Origin of the sequence: Streptomyces sp. NPDC058284 (assembly GCF_042881135.1) — a bacterium.
Taxonomy (GTDB): domain Bacteria; phylum Actinomycetota; class Actinomycetes; order Streptomycetales; family Streptomycetaceae; genus Streptomyces.
This window is the reverse complement of record NZ_JBHVYE010000017.1, coordinates 82,687-103,759: the sequence shown is the minus strand read 5'-3', so window position 1 is coordinate 103,759 and position 21,073 is coordinate 82,687. Positions and strand designations below refer to the sequence as shown.

21 protein-coding genes are annotated in these 21,073 nt (G+C 71.7%); 15 read left to right on the top strand and 6 right to left on the bottom strand.

The genetic code is table 11. The features are described 5' to 3' along the window. Positions 1 to 25 precede the first annotated feature (25 nt). Positions 26 to 3,568 (top strand): DNA polymerase III subunit alpha, encoded by a 3,543-nt coding sequence (gene dnaE / locus ACFVYR_RS23555; protein WP_384255884.1) that lies wholly within the window; start codon positions 26 to 28, stop codon positions 3,566 to 3,568. A gap of 153 nt (positions 3,569 to 3,721) precedes the next feature. Here the strand turns inward: dnaE and ACFVYR_RS23550 are convergent, their stop codons facing one another. Next, a complete protein-coding gene (locus ACFVYR_RS23550) occupies positions 3,722 to 3,901 on the bottom strand; it encodes a hypothetical protein (protein WP_384255881.1) in 180 nt (59 codons plus the stop codon). Positions 3,902 to 4,260: 359 nt separating this feature from the next. Here ACFVYR_RS23550 and ACFVYR_RS23545 point away from each other — a divergent pair, with 359 nt between their 5' ends. The 4 genes from ACFVYR_RS23545 (at position 4,261) to ACFVYR_RS23530 (ending at position 8,270) form a co-directional block, all read left to right on the top strand. After that, positions 4,261 to 5,505, top strand: coding sequence for an NYN domain-containing protein (locus ACFVYR_RS23545; RefSeq protein ID WP_384255878.1), 1,245 nt, complete (start codon positions 4,261 to 4,263; stop codon positions 5,503 to 5,505). Between the two features lie 63 nt (positions 5,506 to 5,568). Beyond that, positions 5,569 to 6,603, top strand: coding sequence for an ABC transporter ATP-binding protein (locus ACFVYR_RS23540; RefSeq protein ID WP_384255875.1), 1,035 nt, complete (start codon positions 5,569 to 5,571; stop codon positions 6,601 to 6,603). Positions 6,604 to 6,688: 85 nt separating this feature from the next. Continuing rightward, positions 6,689 to 7,513 carry an ABC transporter permease gene (locus ACFVYR_RS23535; protein WP_384255872.1) on the top strand — a complete coding sequence of 275 codons (825 nt, stop codon included), beginning with the start codon at positions 6,689 to 6,691 and terminating at the stop codon, positions 7,511 to 7,513. Between the two features lie 34 nt (positions 7,514 to 7,547). Then, a complete protein-coding gene (locus ACFVYR_RS23530; protein ID WP_384255869.1) occupies positions 7,548 to 8,270 on the top strand; it encodes a DUF2567 domain-containing protein in 723 nt (240 codons plus the stop codon). A 157-nt stretch (positions 8,271 to 8,427) separates the two neighbouring features. Here ACFVYR_RS23530 and ybaK read toward each other — a convergent pair whose 3' ends face one another. The 4 genes from ybaK to ACFVYR_RS23510 form a co-directional block, all read right to left on the bottom strand. Then, on the bottom strand, positions 8,428 to 8,928 hold the full coding sequence (gene ybaK, locus ACFVYR_RS23525) for a Cys-tRNA(Pro) deacylase (RefSeq protein WP_384255866.1): 501 nt from the start codon (positions 8,926 to 8,928) through the stop codon (positions 8,428 to 8,430). Between the two features lie 54 nt (positions 8,929 to 8,982). Beyond that, on the bottom strand, positions 8,983 to 9,729 hold the full coding sequence (locus ACFVYR_RS23520; RefSeq protein WP_384255863.1) for an LON peptidase substrate-binding domain-containing protein: 747 nt from the start codon (positions 9,727 to 9,729) through the stop codon (positions 8,983 to 8,985). A gap of 2 nt (positions 9,730 to 9,731) precedes the next feature. Beyond that, the gene (locus ACFVYR_RS23515) at positions 9,732 to 10,703 is read right to left on the bottom strand and encodes a hypothetical protein (RefSeq protein ID WP_384255929.1); all 972 of its coding nucleotides are present in this window, start codon (positions 10,701 to 10,703) and stop codon (positions 9,732 to 9,734) included. A 226-nt stretch (positions 10,704 to 10,929) separates the two neighbouring features. Continuing rightward, positions 10,930 to 12,444, bottom strand: a complete 1,515-nt coding sequence (locus ACFVYR_RS23510) for an oxidoreductase (RefSeq protein ID WP_384255926.1) — start codon at positions 12,442 to 12,444, stop codon at positions 10,930 to 10,932. A gap of 217 nt (positions 12,445 to 12,661) precedes the next feature. Here ACFVYR_RS23510 and hisD point away from each other — a divergent pair, with 217 nt between their 5' ends. From hisD to ACFVYR_RS23460, 10 genes are all read left to right on the top strand, one after another. Further along, complete coding sequence (hisD, locus tag ACFVYR_RS23505) at positions 12,662 to 13,993, top strand: histidinol dehydrogenase (protein WP_384255860.1); 1,332 nt, start codon at positions 12,662 to 12,664, stop codon at positions 13,991 to 13,993. Further along, positions 13,990 to 15,111 carry a histidinol-phosphate transaminase gene (locus tag ACFVYR_RS23500; RefSeq protein WP_384255857.1) on the top strand — a complete coding sequence of 374 codons (1,122 nt, stop codon included), beginning with the start codon at positions 13,990 to 13,992 and terminating at the stop codon, positions 15,109 to 15,111. Before hisD ends, ACFVYR_RS23500 begins: the two co-directional genes overlap by 4 nt. Beyond that, positions 15,108 to 15,701 (top strand): imidazoleglycerol-phosphate dehydratase HisB, encoded by a 594-nt coding sequence (gene hisB / locus ACFVYR_RS23495; protein WP_384255855.1) that lies wholly within the window; start codon positions 15,108 to 15,110, stop codon positions 15,699 to 15,701. The genes ACFVYR_RS23500 and hisB overlap by 4 nt, the downstream gene beginning before the upstream one ends. 3 nt (positions 15,702 to 15,704) lie before the next feature. After that, positions 15,705 to 15,869 (top strand): hypothetical protein, encoded by a 165-nt coding sequence (locus ACFVYR_RS23490; RefSeq protein ID WP_384255852.1) that lies wholly within the window; start codon positions 15,705 to 15,707, stop codon positions 15,867 to 15,869. Positions 15,870 to 15,886: 17 nt separating this feature from the next. After that, a complete protein-coding gene (gene hisH, locus ACFVYR_RS23485; protein WP_384255849.1) occupies positions 15,887 to 16,531 on the top strand; it encodes an imidazole glycerol phosphate synthase subunit HisH in 645 nt (214 codons plus the stop codon). Then, positions 16,528 to 17,265 carry a bifunctional 1-(5-phosphoribosyl)-5-((5-phosphoribosylamino)methylideneamino)imidazole-4-carboxamide isomerase/phosphoribosylanthranilate isomerase PriA gene (gene priA / locus ACFVYR_RS23480; RefSeq protein WP_384255846.1) on the top strand — a complete coding sequence of 246 codons (738 nt, stop codon included), beginning with the start codon at positions 16,528 to 16,530 and terminating at the stop codon, positions 17,263 to 17,265. Before hisH ends, priA begins: the two co-directional genes overlap by 4 nt. Beyond that, a complete protein-coding gene (locus tag ACFVYR_RS23475) occupies positions 17,262 to 17,663 on the top strand; it encodes a RidA family protein (RefSeq protein ID WP_384255843.1) in 402 nt (133 codons plus the stop codon). Before priA ends, ACFVYR_RS23475 begins: the two co-directional genes overlap by 4 nt. Continuing rightward, the gene (hisF, locus tag ACFVYR_RS23470; protein ID WP_384255841.1) at positions 17,660 to 18,415 is read left to right on the top strand and encodes an imidazole glycerol phosphate synthase subunit HisF; all 756 of its coding nucleotides are present in this window, start codon (positions 17,660 to 17,662) and stop codon (positions 18,413 to 18,415) included. Before ACFVYR_RS23475 ends, hisF begins: the two co-directional genes overlap by 4 nt. Positions 18,416 to 18,531: 116 nt before the next feature. After that, entirely contained in the window at positions 18,532 to 19,113 is a 582-nt protein-coding gene (locus ACFVYR_RS23465) for an ArsR/SmtB family transcription factor (RefSeq protein WP_384255838.1), read from the top strand. Positions 19,114 to 19,125: 12 nt separating this feature from the next. Then, a complete protein-coding gene (locus ACFVYR_RS23460) occupies positions 19,126 to 20,397 on the top strand; it encodes an MFS transporter (protein ID WP_384255835.1) in 1,272 nt (423 codons plus the stop codon). A 32-nt stretch (positions 20,398 to 20,429) separates the two neighbouring features. Here the strand turns inward: ACFVYR_RS23460 and ACFVYR_RS23455 are convergent, their stop codons facing one another. Further along, a complete protein-coding gene (locus ACFVYR_RS23455; RefSeq protein WP_384255831.1) occupies positions 20,430 to 21,065 on the bottom strand; it encodes a TIGR03085 family metal-binding protein in 636 nt (211 codons plus the stop codon). Positions 21,066 to 21,073 lie beyond the last annotated feature (8 nt).

Genomic DNA, 21,073 nt, shown 5'->3' with positions numbered 1-21,073 from the left:
CCTCGTTCGCCGGAGGCCTTCAACCGTGACCAAGCCGCCCTTCACGCACCTGCACGTGCACACCCAGTACTCGCTGCTTGACGGTGCCGCGCGGCTCAAGGACATGTTCGCCGCGTGCAATGAGATGGGCATGACGCACATCGCGATGTCCGACCACGGCAACCTCCACGGTGCGTACGACTTCTTCCACTCGGCGCAGAAGGCGGGCGTCACGCCGATCATCGGGATCGAGGCGTACGTGGCACCGGAGTCGCGGCGCAACAAGCGGAAGATCCAGTGGGGCCAGCCGCACCAGAAGCGCGATGACGTCTCCGGTTCGGGTGGTTACACCCACAAAACGATCTGGGCGGCGAACCAGAAGGGCCTGCACAACCTCTTCAAGCTCTCCTCGGACGCCTACGCCGAGGGCTGGCTGCAGAAGTGGCCCCGGATGGACAAGGAGACCATCTCCCAGTGGTCGGAGGGGCTGATCGCCTCCACCGGCTGCCCCTCGGGCGAGCTGCAGACGCGGCTGCGCCTCGGCCAGTTCGACGAGGCCCTGAAGTCGGCCGCCGAGTACCAGGAGATCTTCGGCAAGGACCGGTACTTCCTGGAGCTGATGGACCACGGCATCGAGATCGAGCGCCGGGTCCGTGACGGCCTCCTGGAGATCGGCAAGAAGCTGGGCATCCCGCCCCTGGTGACCAACGACTCGCACTACACGTACGCGCACGAGTCGACCGCGCACGACGCCCTGCTCTGCATCCAGACCGGCAAGAACCTCTCGGACCCCGACCGCTTCCGCTTCGACGGCACGGGGTACTACCTGAAGTCGACGGAGGAGATGTACGCCATCGACTCCTCGGACGCGTGGCAGGAGGGCTGCCGCAACACGCTCCTGGTCGCCGAGCAGATCGACACCACGGGGATGTTCGAGAAGCGCGACCTGATGCCGAAGTTCGACATCCCCGAGGGCTTCACCGAGGTCACCTGGTTCCAGGAGGAAGTCCGGCGCGGCATGGCGCGGCGCTACCCGGGCGGTGTCCCCGAGGACCGGCAGAAGCAGGCCGAGTACGAGATGGACATCATCATCCAGATGGGGTTCCCGGGGTACTTCCTTGTCGTCGCCGACTTCATCATGTGGGCCAAGAACAACGGCATCGCGGTCGGCCCCGGCCGTGGCTCCGCGGCCGGTTCGATCGTCGCGTACGCCATGGGCATCACCGACCTCGACCCGATCACGCACGGCCTGATCTTCGAGCGGTTCCTCAATCCCGAGCGCGTCTCCATGCCCGATGTCGACATCGACTTCGACGAGCGCAGGCGCGTCGAGGTGATCAGGTACGTGACCGAGAAGTACGGCGCCGACAAGGTCGCCATGATCGGCACGTACGGCAAGATCAAGGCGAAGAACGCCATCAAGGACTCCGCGCGCGTGCTCGGATATCCGTACGCGATGGGCGACCGCCTCACCAAGGCCATGCCCGCCGACGTCCTCGGCAAGGGCATCGACCTCTCCGGCATCACCGACCCCAAGCACCCGCGCTACAGCGAGGCGGGCGAGATCCGGGGGATGTACGAGAACGAACCGGACGTGAAGAAGGTCATCGACACCGCCAAGGGCGTCGAGGGCCTGGTCCGGCAGATGGGTGTGCACGCGGCCGGCGTGATCATGTCCAGCGAGCCGATCGTCGACCACGCCCCGCTCTGGACGCGGCACACCGACGGCGTGACGATCACGCAGTGGGACTACCCCCAGTGCGAGTCGCTCGGCCTGCTCAAGATGGACTTCCTGGGCCTGCGCAACCTCACCATCATGGACGACGCCGTCAAGATGGTGCGCAACGACAAGGGCATCGACCTGGAGATGCTCTCGCTCCCGCTCGACGACCCGAAGACCTTCGAACTGCTCTGCCGCGGTGAGACCCTCGGCGTCTTCCAGTTCGACGGCGGCCCGATGCGCTCGCTGCTCCGCCAGATGCAGCCCGACAACTTCGAGGACATTTCCGCCGTCTCGGCCCTGTACCGGCCGGGCCCGATGGGCATGAACTCGCACATCAACTACGCCGAGCGCAAGAACGGCCGCCAGGAGATCACGCCGATCCACCCGGAGCTCGAAGAGCCCCTGAAGGAGACGCTGGGCCTCACCTACGGCCTCATCGTGTACCAGGAGCAGGTGCAGAAGGCCGCGCAGATCATCGCGGGCTACTCACTCGGCGAAGCCGACATCCTGCGCCGCGTGATGGGCAAGAAGAAGCCCGAGGAGCTGGAGAAGAACTTCGTCCTCTTCCAGGCGGGCGCCCGGAAGAACGGCTACTCGGACGCCGCGATCCAGGCCCTGTGGGACGTCCTGGTCCCGTTCGCCGGATACGCGTTCAACAAGGCGCACTCCTCCGCGTACGGCCTCGTCACCTACTGGACCGCCTACCTGAAGGCGAACTACCCGGCCGAGTACATGGCCGCGCTGCTCACCTCGGTCAAGGACGACAAGGACAAGTCGGCCGTCTATCTGAACGAGTGCCGCCGCATGGGCATCAAGGTCCTCCCGCCGAACGTGAACGAGTCGGTGCACAACTTCGCCGCCCAGGGCGACGACGTGATCCTCTTCGGCCTGGAAGCCGTGCGCAACGTCGGCACGAACGTGGTGGACTCGATCATCCGCTCACGCAAGGCGAAGGGGAAGTTCACCTCCTTCCCCGACTACCTCGACAAGGTCGAGGCCACCGCCTGCAACAAGCGCACCACGGAATCGCTCATCAAGGCCGGCGCCTTCGACACGATGGGGCACACCCGCAAGGGCCTCACCGCGCAGTACGAGCCGATGATCGACAACGTCGTCGCGGTCAAGCGCAAGGAGGCCGAGGGGCAGTTCGACCTCTTCGGGGGGATGGGCGACGAGTCCGCCGGCGACGAGCCGGGCTTCGGGCTCGACGTGGAGTTCTCCGAGGACGAGTGGGAGAAGACGTACCTGCTCGCCCAGGAACGGGAGATGCTCGGCCTGTACGTCTCCGACCATCCGCTGTTCGGCCTTGAGCACGTGCTCTCCGACAAGGCGGACGCGGGCATCGGGCAGCTCACCGGTGGTGACTTCTCCGACGGGTCCGTCGTCACCATCGGCGGCATCATCTCCGGCCTCCAGCGCAAGATGACCAAGCAGGGCAACGCCTGGGCGATCGCCACCGTCGAGGACTTGGCCGGCTCCATCGAGTGCATGTTCTTCCCGGCGACGTACCAGCTGGTGTCGACCCAACTGGTCGAGGACGCCGTGGTGTTCGTCAAGGGACGCCTCGACAAGCGCGAGGACGTGCCGCGCCTCGTCGCGATGGAGCTCCAGGTCCCCGACCTGTCGAACGCGGGCGCCAACGCGCCGGTGGTGATCACCATCCCGACCGTCAAGGTGAGCCCGCCGATGGTCACCCGGCTCGGCGAGGTCCTCAGCCACCACCGGGGCAACAGCGAGGTGCGGATCAAGCTCCAGGGGGCGCAGAAGACCACCGTGCTGCGGCTCGACCGGCACCGCGTGAAGCCGGACCCGGCGCTCTTCGGCGATCTCAAGGTGCTGCTCGGCCCGTCCTGCCTCACGGGGTGAGGGGCCCGCGGACCGGTCCGCACGTGCCGCACGTGCCCGGCAGGACCGCACGCGCCCGGCAGGCCAAAGACAGACTCTGAGAGCCTGTGTCATGAGGGGCGCATCCGTCACCGGGTGCGCCCCTCATGTGTGCCTCAATACGCGTCAGTTGCCTCAGTTGTGACCGAAGCGACGCTGGTGCTTACGGGCAACATCCGCCGGGCTGCCCTGGGCCTGCGACTGCAAAGGCGACTGGGCCTCCGTGGCGGTCGACTTGGCCTGCTCCTGCGCCTGCTCGGCCTGCGAGGCGCGGTCCTGCTGGCTGCCCTGTCTGCGGTTCTTGTTCTTGGCCATAGTGATCTTCCTCCTGAAGGGGATCTGGGGGCCAGGTTGCGACCAGATTCACATATGGCAACAAAGTGCGCATTTCGGGGAATTACCGTGCGTCATAAGGCCCGTCGGGGAGCGAACCGCCGATGCGCCACGCCGAAGATCCAGTTCCGGCCGTTAACCTTCGCCGGGTCGGGCAGACTCGAAGGGAACCCGACGCGGACCCGCACCCCTGATTTGGTTGCCCTTACAGGGTGTCTTCGCGGGTCTTCGAGGGAACGTCCAGAGACCTCCGGGCACTGTTCTGGAACCACCAGGCACGTCGCACTGTTCTGGAACCTCCGGGCACGCCAGGGAACCTCCAGGGAAAGAGGGTGGACCGCGTGGATCGCTGCATCGTCCTGGTGGACGCCGGGTATCTGCTGGGTGCCGCCGCGAGCCTCCTCGCCGGCGAGCCGTCCAGGTCACGGATCACCGTCGACCACACCGCCCTCATCCTTGGCCTGCGCGAGCGCGCGGAAGCGGACACCGAGCGCCCCCTGCTGCGCATCTACTGGTTCGACGGCGCCCCCGACCGGGTGCCGCAGCCCGAGCACCGGCGGCTGCGCGTCATGCCGCGCGTGACGGTCCGGCTCGGCGCCCTGACCCGCAGCGACGGACGGTGGGCGCAGAAGGGCGTGGACGCCGCGATGCACGCGGAGCTCACCGAGCTGGCCCGCAACCGCGCCTGCTCCGACGTGGTGCTCGTCACCGGCGACGGCGATCTGCTGCCCGGCATGATGGCCGCCAAGGAGCACGGCGTCGCCGTCCACCTCTGGGCCGTGCAGGCCGCCGACGGCGACTACAACCAGTCCGAGGACCTGGTCGCCGAGGCCGACGAGCGCCGCGTGCTCGACCGGGCCTGGATCACCGAGGCCGTCCGCCCCAAGGAGCTCACCGGCAGCTGCGCGCCGCCGCCCGTGCCGCGCCCCGAGATCGCCGCGATCCTCTCCGCGCCGCTGCCGGAGTCCGCGCTCGCCGCCGCCGCGCAGCACGCCGAGGCGGAAGGCCCCGAACGGCACGCCGAACCCGCCGCCAACGGGCGGCAGGACGGCGAGCACCGCATCTCCGCGGCGGCCGCCAAGGGCGTGCCCACCCCCAAGGACCTGGCCGCGCTGCGCGGCCCCGGCACCCAGGCCGCCCAGCCCCCCGCCAACGCGACGCTGCGCTGGTCCTCCGACAAGGGCTGGGTCGAGCGCCCCGGGGGCGCGGCCGAGGGCCCCGAGGCCGCCGCCCTGCCGACCCTGGCCCAGCTGACGACGGCCGAGCAGCGCTGGGCCGACCGCGAGGAGGACATCACCACCGTCGGCGGCGACCCCTTCGAGGTCGGACAGGTGTTCGCGCGGCGCTGGATGTCGCGCCTCCCCGAACAGCACAACCTGCAGAAGCTGTCGACGATGTACCCCCGCATCCCGCACCGCGTCGACGGGGAACTGCTCCGCTACGCGGCACGCTTCGGCCTCCTCGCCCACAAGGACGACCAGATCGACGAGCACGACCGTTACGCGATCAGGGCCGGTTTCTGGCGCGAGGTCGACTCGCGGACGGCCGCCGAGCACGCGCCCGCCGGGGACCGTGCCGGTGACTGACACGGGGCGTACGGGGCGCCCCGGACGTCGCGCGTGCCCGCCGACCCCGTAGGCTCGTCCTTCGTGAGTACGCGCCCCGCACCGGCAGTCCGACAGGGACTCCGTCAGGAACACGGCAACGACGCCGTCTGCGCGGTGCGCGACCTGGTGAAGACCTATCCGGCCGCCCGCGCCCGGCGCGGCAGGCCCGCGACCCCCGAGGTCCGCGCCACCGACGGCATCGGCCTGACGGTCGAACGCGGCGAGATCTTCGGCCTGCTCGGCCCCAACGGCGCCGGCAAGTCCACCCTCGTACGCCAGCTGACCGGCCTGATGCGGCCCGACAGCGGCAGCGTCGAGATCCTCGGCCACGACATCGTGCGCCACCCCGAGCGGGCCGCCCGCATCCTCGCCTACCTGGGCCAGGAGTCCACCGCCCTCGACGAGCTGACCGTGTCGCTCGCCGTCGAGACGACGGCACGGCTGCGCGGGCTCGAACTGCCGCAGGCGCGGGCCGAGCGGGACGCCGTACTTGAGGAGCTCGACCTCACGGCGCTGGCGTCGCGGCCGCTGAAGAAGCTCTCCGGCGGGCAGCGACGGCTCGCCTGCTTCGCCACCGCCCTGGTGGGTGAGCGCCCGCTGCTCGTCCTCGACGAGCCGACCACCGGCATGGACCCCGTCGCGCGGCGCGCCGTCTGGGCGGCGATCGACCGGCGCAGGGCCGAGCGCGGGACGACGGTCGTGCTGGTCACCCACAACGTCATCGAGGCCGAGACCGTCCTCGACCGGGTCGCCGTGCTCGACCGGGGCAAGGTCATCGCCTGCGACAGCCCGGCCGGGCTGAAGGAGCAGGTCGCGGACGAGGTCAGGGTGGAGCTGGTGTGGCGGGAGCGGGCGCCGCTGCACGTCCCCGAGGTGGCCGCGCTGCGCTCCCTCGCCGTCGAGTCGGGCCGGCGCTGGTCCCTGCGCCTCGCGCCCGACGCGGCGCGGGCCGCGGTGGCGGCGGTCACCGGCGGGGCCGCGTTCGCCGCGCTCGACGACTTCACGCTGGCCACGCCCAGCCTGGAGGACGTCTACCTCGCGCTGGGCGGAAGCGGGCGGGGGCTGGTGAAGGCATGACTCTTCGTGCGACTTCCGTCCACCGGGCACCGAGCGGCGGGCGAACAGACAGCTGTCCGATCAGTCCGATCAGGAGGGGCATTCGGTGAGTGCGGTTCCCTTGGAGGCCGCCGTGCGGGCCGGCACCACCCGTGCGGAGCAGGAGGCCGGCGGGCCCGCGCCCCTCGGCCCCCCGGCCCGGCTGTTCCCGGCGCTCTGTGCCGTGTACCGGGCCCAGCTGTCCCGGGCCCGGGTCGCCCGGATCCCGCTGCTGTTCGTGGCGACCTTCCAGTCCGTCGGGATCATGATCCTGATGCGCGGCGTCGTCGACGGGGGTGGTGAGGCGCGGGCCGTGGTCGCAGGATCATCCGTGCTCGTCGTCGCGTTCGTCGCGCTCAACCTGCTCGCGCAGTACTTCGGGCAGCTCCGCTCCGACGGCGGCCTCGACCACTACGCCACACTGCCCGTGCCGCCCGCCGCCGTGGTCCTCGGGGCGGCGGCCGCGTACGCCTCCTTCACGGTGCCCGGCACCTTCGTCACGGCGATCGTCGGCTGCGGGCTCTTCGGCCTGCCGCTCACCCACCTGTGGGTGCTCGTCGCGGTGATCCCGCTCGCCGGCGCCGCCCTCGCGGGGCTCGGCGCGGCCCTCGGCCTGCTCGCGCCGCGGCCGGAACTGGCCACGCTCCTCGGCCAGATGGGCATGTCGGCGGCGCTGCTGCTCGGGGTGCTTCCGGCCGACCGGATGCCCGCGCCGCTGCAGTGGGCGAGGGACCTGCTGCCCTCGACGTACGGCGTGGAGGCCTTCGCCCGTACGTTCGGTCCGGATCCGGACTGGGCCGTGGTCGCTCTCGACCTGGCGGTCTGCGCGGGCGTCGGCGTGGTCTCGCTCGCCGTCGCCACCTGGGCCTTCCGCCGGGCAGCCGTCCGATGACGCGCCGCACAGGGAGTGCTGGCACGATGTGAGGGTGACCGCACCGCTGACACCCTCACAACCGCCGCACGACCACACCCCGCATGACAGGACCGCGCACGACCGGAGCCCGTACGACCCCTGGCAGGCAGCCGCGCAGCCGCCGGGAGCGACGTCCGCGCACGGTCCTCACGGATACGAGGAGGACGGTCCCGGCATGAAGAGCGAAGTGCGGCAGGCCGCGGTGATCCTGGTCGTGGTGGCCGTCAGCGGCCTGCTGCTCGGGGCGCTGTGGACATGGCTGGCGCCGCGGGTGCCGCTCATCTCCGACGGCAGGGCGGTGTACCTCAGGGACACCGAGGGCGAGCAGGCGATAGGCGTGGACGGAACGTTCACACTGCTGGCGCTCGGCTTCGGCGTCGTCTGCGGCGTCGTCGTGTTCCTGCTGCGCAAGCGCGGCGGCATCCCGCTCGTCGTCGGGCTCGGGCTCGGCAGCCTGCTCGGCGCGCTGCTCGCGTGGCGGGTCGGCATCTGGCTCGGTCCCGAGACGGACGTCGTGGCGCACGCCAAGTCACTCGGCAAGGGCGTCGTCTTCGACGCGCCGCTCGAACTGAAGGCCAAGGGGACACTCCTGGCCTGGCCGGTGGCGGCCCTTGCCGTGCACCTCGGCCTCACCGCGCTGTTCGGTCCGCGGGACCCCGAGCCGTATCCGGCGCCCTACGACGGACAGCACTACGTGGGGCCCCGCGGCGGCCGTCCCGAGGGCATGAACCCCTAGCCGGTGTCCAGCCCCTAGGCGGGACGCTTCCCGTGGTTGGCCTTGCGCTTCTTCGCCCGCCACTTCCGCATGCGCGTCTTCTTCGACATGCCCTCGGTACTAGTCCCGTGCGGGGCAGGTGTCGAGGGCGCTTTCACGTCGCCGTGGGCGCCCGGCCCTACGCCCGGCCGATCGGCGCGAGCACCGCGCCGGTCAGCTCCGCCAGGTCGCCCGGTGCCAGCTCCACCTCCAGGCCGCGGCGGCCCGCCGAGACGCAGATCGTGGCGTGCGCCGACGCCGAGTCGTCCAGGACCGTGCGCAGCCGCTTGCGCTGGCCGAGCGGGGAGATGCCGCCCAGCACGTACCCCGTCGTGCGCTCGGCGGCCACCGGGTCGGCCAGCACGGCACGCTTGCCGGACACCGCGGCGGCCAGCGCCTTCAGGTCCAGGGAACCGGCCACCGGGACGACGGCCACGGTGAGCTCGCCGTCGACCTCGGCGACCAGCGTCTTGAAGACCCGGTCGGGGGAGACGCCCATGGCCTCGGCGGCCTCCTCGCCGTACGAGGGGTGGGCGGGGTCGTGCTCGTAGGCGTGGACGGTGAAGTCGGTGCCCGCGGCGGTGAGCGCCACCGTCGCCGGGGTGCCGCCGGACTGCTGCTTCTTCTGCTTCTTCGCCAAGGTGCTCGCGCCTCGTGCCTTGTGTTCGGATGCGGGCCTACGTACGTACGTGCGTCAGTTCAGGCTGGTCGTCCCGCGCGTGAGGTCCGTCGCGGGCAGCGACGGCAGGTTCCGGATGATCGCGGTCTCGGAGCGCAGCAGTCCCAGCTCGTCCCGCAGCCGCGATGCGGCGTCCGGGGCCTCGAGGAGCCGCTGCTTGGTGCCGGTGTCCAGGACGGCCGCCGCGGCGACCAGGTACGACACGACGGACGGGTCGTCGGGCAGCTCCGCGCCGGTCGACAGCGAGCGCTCCCGCGCCCCGGCCAGCCGCTTCTGGTAGGAGCGGAAGGCCCGCAGCACCCCGTCGGCCAGCGCGCCCGCGCCGTCGCCGAGCTCGTCGGGCACCTCCTCGACCTCGGCGGTGAGGAACGCGCCCGAGGCGTCGACCGAGTGGATCCGGACCCGCGTGGTGCCGGTCGCGAGGACCTCGAAGCCGCCGTCGGCGCGCTCCCTGATGGTCGCCGCGTCCGCGACGCAGCCCATGGTGTGGAAGGCCTTGAGCGGTTCTTCGCCGAAGCCCGCGGCCGGGCCGTGGTCGGGCAGCGCCGTCGGATCGGGGAGGCCGGGCGCGCTCGGCGCCACCTCCAGGCCGTCGCGGATCGCGACGACGGCGAATTGACGCTGGTCCTCCTCGGAGGTCTTGAGCAGCTCGCGCATCATGGCGCGATATCGCTCCTCGAAGACGTTCAGCGGCAGCACGAGGCCGGGAAACAGCACCGAGTTGAGCGGAAAGAGCGGAAGCCGGGTGGTCACGACCGGCAAGCCTAATGCTCGCCGGAGCGGTGCGGTCCGCGCGGAGTGCGCAGCGGCGTCATCGACGCCACTTCGATGCGTACGCCGTCGCGCAGCTCCAGGAACTGGGCGAGCGGGTCGTCGGCCATCCGGTCCCAGGGAAAGGACGTCGCGTACGGCCCGATCAGGCGCAGCTGCTCCAGGGCGTCGTCCCAGCGCTCCAGGCGGACCAGGACGTACACCAGGAGGTTGCGGACCTCGGCGGGCCAGGGGTCCCCGGCCGCGTACTCCCGCGACAGGGCGATCGCGAGGTCGGCCGCCGCGTCGAGCCGCTCGCGCGGAACCTTCCCCGAAGGACTGGTGAGGTAGGCGAAGGCGGCCCGCGCGGGCAGGACCTGTATCAGCGAGCCGGGCAGCGCGTCGGCCGCGGCACGCTCGGCGAAGTCGAAGCACTCGCGGTGCGAGCCGTACCAGGCGGCCGACAGGTACTGCAGGGCGGAGGCGTGACAGCCGTAGTGGTACGAGGAGCGGCGCACCGCCTCCTCCCACAGCTGCTCGAAGACGGTGTGGGAGGCGTGGGTGCCGCGGGCGTGGTCGAGGGCGATGCGCCAGGGCACCGGGTCGCGCTGGTCGGCCTCGGCGGCGGCGTTGAGCAGCGGGCCCGCCTCGCGGAGCAGCTCGGCGCGGGCCGGTGACTCCCAGCCGCGCACGATCGCGAGCTCGGCCTTGACGAGCAGGGCGTCCGGGTCGTGCGGGCACGCGCTCAGCCAGTCGTCGAACCACTCGGGACGGGAGCGGGCGAACGCGGCCAGCCGCACGGTGTAGCGGTCGCGGTTCTCCCACTCGGCGGCCTCGCGAGTGGTGGCGAGGACCTTCGACGCGGGCCCGTAGTCGCCGCGGCCCGCGGCGACGAGCGCGGGGGCGAGCCGCTCGTCGGGCACGTCGAGGAGCACCTCGTCGTCCGGCGGCAGCCCGGTGGCAAGGCGCGGGGTGTGCCGGACCATGCGGGCGGTACGGATGAAGGCACGCAGCACCGTGCCCTCCTTTACGCCTCAACCGGCGCCGCTCGCGCGGGCTCGCCGGTCACCGTCGTGGTTGCTCGATCGTGGTCGCTGGGATGACGGTCCAGGGGCGGGGAAGGTTGCCTGCCGTCGCGTAACGGTTCGGCGGCCGGGCGCCGGATTCCGGCCGCGGGGCCCGCTCGGCGCGCCCCGCCTCAGAGACAGGCTCTCAGTTGCGGCGCAGCAGCCGGGTGGCGCCCGCCGCCACCGTCGTGGCCAGGATCCAGCCGAGCAGGATCAGCACGGTCGAGAACCACTGCCAGCCGCCGTTCAGCTGCCAGGCGGTGTCCTGGCCGAGGTTGATGACGGGCAGCAGCAGGTCGAGGGAGAACAGGGCGGGGTCCCAGTTCGGGTGCTCGCCCTCGTTGATCGCCGGGTGGTCGGCGCGCGAGAACGCCACCGCGCTGACCGCCCAGAGCACGGCCATCCAGACCGCGGCCCGGCCCGGCCGGTAGCCGTAGGCCACGGTCCAGTCCTGGGCGTACCCCCAGAGCTTCGCCGCCAGCGGCAGCGTCTCGCGGCGCCGGCGCTGCTTGGCGAGGAGCACCTCGCGGGCGTCCGCGTCCTCGCCGCCGTTGCGCAGGACGGCGGCGAGCTTCTCGTACGGCTCGGGGTTGTACTCGGCCGTCGCGGCCGCCACCCAGGCCAGGCGCCGGGCGAGCGGGAAGCTGCCCTGCGGCACGAGGTTCTCGTACGTGAACCCGCCCATCTGGAGGCCGCCGGGCCCCGGCCAGCTCGCCGCCCGGTCGATGAGGTTGACGACCCTGGAGCCGGACAGCACCACCTTCCCGCACTGCGGCGCCTCGCCGAGGAAGCGCAGCTCGGGCGTCTGGACGCGGCGCAGCGAGAGCTCCTGGTCGTTGTGGAGCGTGAAGCGGGCCTGCGCGAAGTCGATGGCGTCGCCGAAGCGGCCGTCGTCCAGACGGATGCCGCCCTCGCACTCGAAGCGCTGCACGCGGGTGCCGCGGGCCGGTGTCGTGCCGCTGGTCTGCGGCGGATTGCCGACGGCCGCCGGGGTCAGGTAGAGGGTGCGCTCGACGGTCAGCTGCGGGGCGTTGAGGGCGTGCCGCCCGTACTGGTTGATGAGCTTGCTGCCGCGCAGGCTGAGCGAGACGCCGATCTTCGCGCCGCGCAGGCTCAGCTCGCCGTGCGACTCCATCATCTCGGCCTGCAGGTCCTGCCCGACGGTGAGGCCGTCGCCGGTGATGGAGCGGCTGCGCCGGTCGCGGTAGACGATGGCCTGGTTCAGGAGCAGGTCGGTGCCGATGTGGGCGTCGGTGAGGCGGATGCCGTTGTGGATCCGGCAGCGCGGCAGGTGCAGGTCGCCCTCGGTGTGCAGCCGGGCGGCCTCGACGCGGGGGATCGAGCAGTCGACGAGCCGCAGCGTGGCGAAGCGCGTCTCGGGCAGCAGCACCTCCTTCTCGAAGCGGCAGTGCTTCATCTCGGTGTACGGCACGATCGTGCCGCCCGCGAGATCGAGCACATCGGTGATCTGCACGCCCGCGAGCTTCAGCGCGGAGACCCGTCCGGCGAGCGCGGGCGGCCCGTCGAGCAGCAGCCAGCAGACGATGCGCGCCCGCACGCTGCGCTCCGGGCCCCAGGGGTGGCCGCCGTGCGGATCGTCGGCGGCGGGGTCGCCGGACCTGAGGTCGTAGACGCTGCCGTTGCGGAAGGCCTGCCACATGCCGATCTCCGCGGCGGTGAGCCCGTCCGGCGGGTCGCCGGTGGCGTCGTCGACCACTGCTTTCGTCCTCCGCTCCGAGTGCGCGTCTCTCGCACACCTGTTTCATGCCCGCTCTGTGACCGGCTGAACGCTAGTGGTGAACGCTGTCTTGCGGGGTGCATATCAGCCAGTGATACGGGCGACCGGTACGGAAAGAACGTCTGAGAGAATTGGCCATGTGATCTCTCGAATCGATCTGCGCGGCGATGCCCTCACGGAGTTTCCGTCGGGTCCCGCCCTGCGCGCCCTGCTGCCCCGTGCCGACTTCGACGTCGCGGCCGCCCTGGAGAAGGTGCGGCCCATCTGCGAGGACGTGCATCATCGTGGCGACGCGGCCCTGATCGACTACGCGGAGAAGTTCGACGGCGTCCGCCTGGACCAGGTGCGGGTGCCCGCCGCCGCCCTCACGGAGGCCCTCGACGGTCTCGACCCGGCAGTGCGCGCGGCCCTGGAGGAGTCCATCCGCCGCGCCCGCGCCGTCCACCGCGAGCAGCGCCGCGCCCCGCACACCACGCAGGTCGTGCCGGGCGGCTCGGTCACCGAGAAGTGGGTGCCCGTCGAGCGCGTCGGCCTGTACGCGCCGGGCGGCCGGTCCGTCTACCCCTCGTCCGTGATCATGAACGCGGTCCCGGCGCAGGAGGCGGGCGTCGAGTCGATGGCGCTCGCGTCCCCGCCCCAGGCCGATTTCGGCGGCCTTCCGCACCCGACGATCCTCGCCGCCTGCGCGCTCCTCGGCATCGACGAGGTGTACGCGGTCGGCGGCGCCCAGGCCGTCGCGATGTTCGCGTACGGCACCGAGTCCTGCGCCCCCGCCAACATGGTGACCGGCCCCGGCAACATCTGGGTCGCCGCCGCCAAGCGCTACTTCACCGGCCGCATCGGCATCGACACCGAGGCGGGCCCGACCGAGATCGCGGTCCTCGCCGACGACACCGCCGACCCGGCGCACGTCGCGTCCGACCTGATCAGCCAGGCGGAGCACGACCCGCTCGCGGCCGCGGTCCTCGTCACCGACTCCCTCGCGCTCGCCGACGCGGTCGAGAAGGAGCTGGCGCCGCAGGTCGCCGCCACCAAGCACGTCGAGGACCGGATCGTGCCCGCGCTGAGCGGCCGCCAGTCCGCGATCGTCCTGGTCGACGGCCTGGAGCAGGGCCTTCGGGTTGTCGACGCGTACGGCGCCGAGCACCTGGAGATCCAGACCGCGGACGCCACCGCCGTGGCGCAGCTCGTGAAGAACGCGGGCGCGATCTTCGTCGGCCCGTGGTCCCCGGTCTCCCTCGGCGACTACTGCGCGGGCTCCAACCACGTCCTGCCGACCGGTGGCTGCGCCTGCCACTCATCGGGGCTCAGCGTCCAGTCGTTCCTGCGCGGCATCCACATCGTGGACTACTCCCGCGAGGCCCTGGCCGACGTCGCCCACCACGTCGTGACGCTCGCCGAGGCGGAGGACCTGCCGGCGCACGGCGCGGCCGTGAAGGCGCGGTTCGACTGGAAGGTGCCGGGCCAGTGAGCGACGTACGCATCGACGACCTGCCGGTCCGCGACGAACTGCGCGGCAAGTCCCCCTACGGCGCGCCCCAGCTCGACGTCCCCGTGCGCCTGAACACCAACGAGAACCCCTACCCGCTCCCCGAGCCGCTCGTCGAGCGCATCGCCGAGCGGGTCCGCGAGGCCGCCCGCGACCTCAACCGCTACCCCGACCGGGACGCCGTCGAGCTGCGCACCGAGCTGGCCCGCTACCTCACCCGCACCGCGGGCCACGAGGTCACCCTCGCCAACGTCTGGGCGGCCAACGGCTCGAACGAAGTCATCCAGCAGCTCCTGCAGACCTTCGGCGGCCCGGGGCGCACGGCCATCGGTTTCGAGCCCTCGTACTCGATGCACGGCCTCATCGCCCGCGGCACCGGCACCGGCTGGCTCTCGGGCCCGCGCCACGACGACTTCTCGATCGACGAGAAGGCCGCGTGCCGGGCCATCGCCGAGCACCGGCCCGACGTCGTCTTCATCACCACGCCCAACAACCCCACGGGCAACGCCGTCCCCGCCGAGACCGTCCTCGCGCTGTACGAGGCCGCGCAGGCCGCCAAGCCGTCGATCGTGGTCGTCGACGAGGCGTACGTCGAGTTCAGCCACGGCGACTCGCTGCTCCCGCTGATCGAGGGCCGGCCGAACCTCGTCGTCTCGCGCACCATGTCGAAGGCGTTCGGCGCGGCCGGGCTGCGCCTCGGCTACCTCGCCGCCCACCCGGCGGTCGTCGACGCGGTGCAGCTGGTGCGCCTGCCGTACCACCTGTCGGCCGTCACCCAGGCCACCGCGCTGGCCGCCCTCGAACACACCGACACGCTCCTGAAGTACGTGGAGCAGCTCAAGGGCGAGCGCGACCGCCTCGTCACCGAGCTGCGCGCGCTGGGGTACGAGGTGACCGACTCCGACGCCAACTTCGTGCAGTTCGGGCGGTTCGAGGGCGAAGGGGCCTCCCACGAGGTCTGGCGGCAGATCCTCGACCGGGGCGTCCTGGTGCGGGACAACGGCGTGCCGGGATGGCTGCGCGTGTCCACCGGAACCCCCGACGAAAACGACGCGTTCCTCGATGCGGTACGCGAACTCAAGAAGGAGCGAGACGCATGAGCCGCGTAGGACGGGTCGAGCGCACCACCAAGGAGACGTCGGTCGTCGTCGAGATCGACCTCGACGGCACCGGCAAGGTCGACGTGTCGACCGGGGTCGGCTTCTACGACCACATGCTCGACCAGCTCGGCCGCCACGGCCTCTTCGACCTCACGGTCAAGACCGAGGGCGACCTGCACATCGACTCCCACCACACCATCGAGGACACCGCGCTCGCGCTCGGCGCCGCCTTCAGGCAGGCGCTCGGCGACAAGGTGGGCATCTACCGCTTCGGCAACTGCACGGTCCCGCTCGACGAGTCGCTCGCCCAGGTGACGGTCGACCTGAGCGGCCGTCCGTACCTCGTGCACACCGAGCCCGAGAAGATGGCGCCGATGATCGGCGAGTACGACACGACGATGACCCGGCACATCCTGGAGTCCTTCGTGGCGCAGGCGCAGATCGCCCTGCACGTGCACGTGCCCTATGGGCGCAACGCCCACCACATCGTGGAGTGCCAGTTCAAGGCCCTGGCCCGCGCGCTGCGTTACGCGTCCGAGCGCGACCCGCGCGCGGTCGGCATCCTCCCCTCCACGAAGGGTGCGCTGTAACCCATGACCGGTCTGAACACCATCCTGATCGTCGTCGGCCTCTTCCTGATCGGCGGCATCATCTCGTTCGTCAAGCAGGGCATGCCGAAGAGCCTCATCACGCTGCTCTCCATCGGTGCCGCGATGTGCCTGGCGGCGGGCATCATGCGGCTCGACTACTGGAACTGACGGGAGGCGTACGCGACATGAGCACTCCTCGTAAGAAAGTGGTCGTCTTCGACTACGGCTTCGGCAACGTCCGTTCCGCCGAGCGCGCCCTGGCGCGTGCGGGAGCCGACGTCGAGATCACCCGCGACTACGACACGGCCATGGGCGCCGACGGCCTGCTCGTGCCGGGCGTCGGCGCCTTCGCCGCCTGCATGAAGGGGCTCAGGGAGGCGCGCGGCGACTGGATCGTCGGCCGGCGCCTGGCCGGCGGCCGCCCCGTCATGGGCATCTGCGTGGGCATGCAGATCCTCTTCGAGCGCGGCATCGAGCACGGCGTGGAGACCGAGGGCCTGGACGAGTGGCCCGGCACGGTCGAGCCGCTGAAGGCCGAGATCGTCCCGCACATGGGCTGGAACACCGTCCAGGCCTCCGCCGGGTCCTCGCTCTTCAAGGGCCTCGACGACGACGCCCGCTTCTACTTCGTGCACTCCTACGCCGTGCACGAGTGGTCCCTCGAAGTGGCGAACCCGGCGATGCGCGCCCCGTACGTGCACTGGTCCACGCACGGCGAGCCGTTCGTGGCCGCCGTCGAGAACGGCGCGCTGAGCGCCACCCAGTTCCACCCCGAGAAGTCCGGCGACGCCGGCGCCCAGCTCCTCACCAACTGGATCGGAACCCTGTGAGCATCCTCGAACTCCTTCCCGCCGTCGACGTCCGCGACGGCCAGGCCGTACGTCTCGTCCACGGCGAGTCCGGCTCGGAGACCTCCTACGGCTCCCCGCTGGAGGCCGCCCTCGCCTGGCAGCGGGCGGGCGCCGAGTGGCTGCACCTGGTCGACCTGGACGCGGCGTTCGGGACCGGCGACAACCGGGAGCTGATCGCCGAGGTCGCCGGGAGCATCGCGGGTGACGGCGTCAAGGTCGAGCTGTCCGGCGGCATCCGCGACGACGCCTCGCTGGCCGCCGCCCTCGCCACCGGCTGCACCCGCGTCAACCTCGGCACGGCCGCCCTGGAGACCCCGGAGTGGGTGGCCAAGGTCATCGCCGAGCACGGCGACAAGATCGCGGTCGGCCTCGACGTGCGCGGCACGACGCTGCGCGGCCGCGGCTGGACCCGCGACGGCGGCGACCTCTACGAGACCCTGGCGCGCCTGGACGCCGAGGGCTGCGCGCGCTACGTCGTCACCGACATCGCCAAGGACGGCACGCTCCAGGGCCCCAACCTGGAGCTCCTGCGCAACGTCTGCGCGGCCACGGACCGGCCCGTCGTGGCGTCGGGCGGTGTCTCCTCGCTGGACGACCTGCGCGCCATCGCCGAGCTCGTCCCGCTCGGCGTCGAGGGCGCGATCGTCGGCAAGGCGCTGTACGCGAAGGCGTTCACCCTCGAAGAGGCGCTCGCCGCGGTGGCGTCGTCATGAGCGACGTCGTACGCCGGGTGGGCTCGGGCGGCCCGTGGGAGGACGCCATCGGCTACTCCCGCGCCGTCGAGCTGCCCAACGGCCTCGTCCTGGTCTCCGGCTGCACCTCCGTGGTGAACGGCGTCATCGACGCGGGCACCCCGTACGAGCAGACCGTCAACGCCTTCCGGACCGCGTTCGACGCGCTGAAGAAGCTCGGCCTCGGCCGGGAGCACGTCGTCCGCACCCGGATGTACCTGACCCACGCGCGGGACGTCGAAGAGGTGGGCCGCGCCCACAAGGAGCTCTTCGACGACGTACGGCCCGCCGCGTCGATGCTGATCGTCTCCGGCTTCATCGACCCGAGCCTGGTCGTCGAGGTCGAGGTCGAGGCGTACCGGGGAGCCGAGGCGTCATGACACTCTCCGTACGCGTCATCCCCTGCCTCGACGTGGACAACGGCCGCGTCGTCAAGGGCGTCAACTTCCAGAACCTGCGTGACGCGGGCGACCCCGTCGAGATGGCCAAGGTGTACGACGCCGAGGGCGCCGACGAGCTCACCTTCCTGGACATCACCGCCTCCTCCGGCGACCGCGAGACCACGTACGACGTGGTCCGCCGCACCGCCGAGCAGGTCTTCATCCCGCTCACGGTGGGCGGCGGCGTCCGCACCGCCGAGGACGTCGACAAGCTGCTGCGCGCGGGCGCGGACAAGGTGGGCGTGAACACCGCGGCCATCGCGCGGCCCGAGCTGATCCGGGAGATCGCGGAGCGGTTCGGGCGTCAGGTGCTCGTCCTCTCGGTGGACGCCCGGCGCACCGCGTCGGGCTCCTTCGAGGTCACCACCCACGGCGGCCGCAGGTCCGCCGGGATCGACGCCGTCGAATGGGCACACCGGGCGGCCGAGCTCGGCGCGGGCGAGATCCTGCTCAACTCGATGGACGCCGACGGCACGAAGGACGGCTACGACATCGAGATGATCGAGGCGGTCCGCAAGCACGTCACCGTTCCGGTCATCGCCTCCGGCGGCGCGGGCAGGCTCGAGCACTTCCCGCCCGCCATCGCGGCGGGCGCGGACGCGGTGCTCGCGGCATCGGTCTTCCACTTCGGCGATCTGCGGATCGGCGAGGTCAAGGGGACGCTGCGGGAGGCCGGGTACCCGGTCCGGTAGACGAACTCTCCGCCGCCACGGCCTTCGGGCCGTGGCGGCGTTCTCTTGCCGAGATGCGAAAGATCTGTTGCGAAAGATCTGTTGCGCAATTATACTTTCATATCTACGTTGGGGGTATGGAGAACCGTCGCCGGATCACGGACATCGGCACCCTCAAGGCCTTCGGCCACCCGCTGCGGCTGAAGCTGTACAGCGCCCTGCGCGTGGCAGGCCCCGCGACCGCCTCGCAACTGGCCGCACAGGCCGACGAGGTCGTCTCGCTCGTCAGCTACCACCTGCGCAAGCTCGCCGAGCACGGCCTCATCGAGGAGGCCGGGACGCAGAGCGAGGATGGGCGGGAGCGGTGGTGGCAGGCGGCACAGGACACCCTCAGCTTCCGGCACGAGGACTTCAAGGACACCCCGGAGGGGGCCGCCACGCACGCGGCCGTCGTCCGCGGCCTGCTCGCCCACCGCAGGGAGCAGTACGAGACCTACCTGGACCAGCAGGCGGCCTGGGGCGCCGAGTGGCGCACCGCGGCGGACCAGTCGGACTTCCTCGCCCGCCTGAACCCCGCCGAACTCACCCGGCTCAACGCCGAGATCCACGCGCTGGTCATGAAGTACGAGGAGCAGGGCAAGGCCGCCGAAGCGGCGGGCGACACCGAGGGACGCGAGAACGTCGCCGTCCACCTGGCCAGCTTCCCCTTCCGGATCTGAGCGGCCGCCCCCGTGACCGCCGCGACACCGCTCGCCCCGGCCGAACGCCCCGCCCACCGCGACACCAACGTCCTGCGCTGGCTGAGCGCCTACACCGCCTCGATGGTCGGCGACGGCGTCTACTTCATCGCCCTCTCCTGGGCCGCGACCGCCGGCGGAAGCGCCGCGCAGGCCGGTCTGGTCCTCGCCGCCGGAGCCGTCCCCCGCGCCGCCCTCATGCTCGGCGGGGGAGTCGTCGCCGACCGCTTCGGACCGCGCCGCGTGGTCATCGCCAGCGACGCGGTGCGCTGCGCCGTGATCCTCTCCGCCGCCCTGCTGCTCCTCCTGACCACGCCCGCGATCTGGCTGCTCGCCGCCCTCGCACTGGTCTTCGGCGCGGTCGACGCGCTCTTCCTGCCGAGCGTCGGCGCGCTGCCGCCGCGCATCACCCGGCGCAGACAGCTGGGCCGGGTGCAGGGCATGCGGGGACTCGCGCAGCGCATCGCCACCGTGGCCGCGGCGCCCCTGGGCGGCCTCGCCGTCGCGCTCGGCGGCCCGGCGGCCGCGTTCGGCGCGGCAGGCGCGCTGTTCGCCCTCTCGCTGGCGCTCCTGACAGCCGTACGTCTGCGCCCGCTGCCCACCATCGCCGCCGCCGCCGCCACCACCGCCGACGACGAGGCGGCGGCGCGCGGCGGCCCGCCCGGACGCCAACTCGCCGACGGACTGCGGTACATCCGCGGCCACCGCGTGCTCGGCCCACTGATCCTCATGGCGGCGGTGATGGAGCTGGGCTTCTCCGGCCCCGCCAACATCGGCCTGGTGCTGCTCGCCGACGAGCGCGGCTGGGGCGCCGTCGGCATGGGGTGGATCGTCGCGGGCTTCGGCGCCGGAGCGGGTCTCTCCGCCCTCCTGCTCACCGTGCGCGGGCGCATACCCCGGGCCGGGGCGGTGCAGTCCTGCGGCGTCCTCGCCGGCTCGGCCGCCCTGGCCTGGATCGGCTTCGCGCCCTCGGTCGCGACGGCCACCGCGGGCGGGCTCTGCGTCGGCCTGTGCATCGGCCTCGGCGGCGCCCTGATCGGCGCGCTCACGCAGACCGTCGCGGACCCCGCCTACCTCGGCCGCGTCACCAGCGTGGCCGCCCTCTTCAGCATGGGCATGGCCCCGCTCTGCTACCCGGTCGTCGGCGCCGCGATCGGCGCGTGGGGCATCGAACCGGTCTACGCGGCCTGCGCGGCGCTGTGCGCGACAGGCGGCCTCATCGGCCTCTGCTCAACGCCCCTGCGCCGCGCCGAACTCCCGCGCTGACGCGGCACCTGCACCGACGCCGACGCGGCCTCTCAGAGCCCCAGCCGCTTCGTCTCGTGCAGGGCGGTGATCGCGTCCTTGTCACCGTCGAGACCGACGTCCGCGACCTCCTGCCTGCCGTACGCGAACAGCAGCAGCTCCGCGGGATCACCGGTCACCGTCACCACAGGAGCGCCCCGGTGCGCCACCACCGTCTGGCCGTCGGGACGGCGCAGGACCAGGCCCACCGGCGCCTTGCGGCCCACCAGGCGGGCCGTGCGCTCCAGACGGGACCACAGGGCGTCCGAGAAGACCGGGTCGAGCACGCGCGGCGTCCAGCCGGCCCGCGCGCGGCGCACGTCCTCGGTGTGGATGTAGAACTCGACGGCGTTCGACGCCTCGTCGATCTGCTTGAGCGAGAAGGGCGAGAACCGCGGCGGACCCGTTCTGATGAGCTGGATCAGCTCGTCGTACGGCTTCGCGGAGAACTCGGCCTGCACCCGCTCCAGGCGCCCGGCCAGCTGTTTGATCAGCAGCCCGCCCGCCGCGTCCGCGCGGCGTTCGCGCACCACGACGTGGGCCGCGAGGTCACGGGTCTTCCAGCCCTCGCAGAGGGTGGGCGCCCCGGGGCCCTCCGCCTCCAACAGATCGGCGAGGAGAAGTCGTTCACGCTTCGCATGGGTCGACATGACAGCCA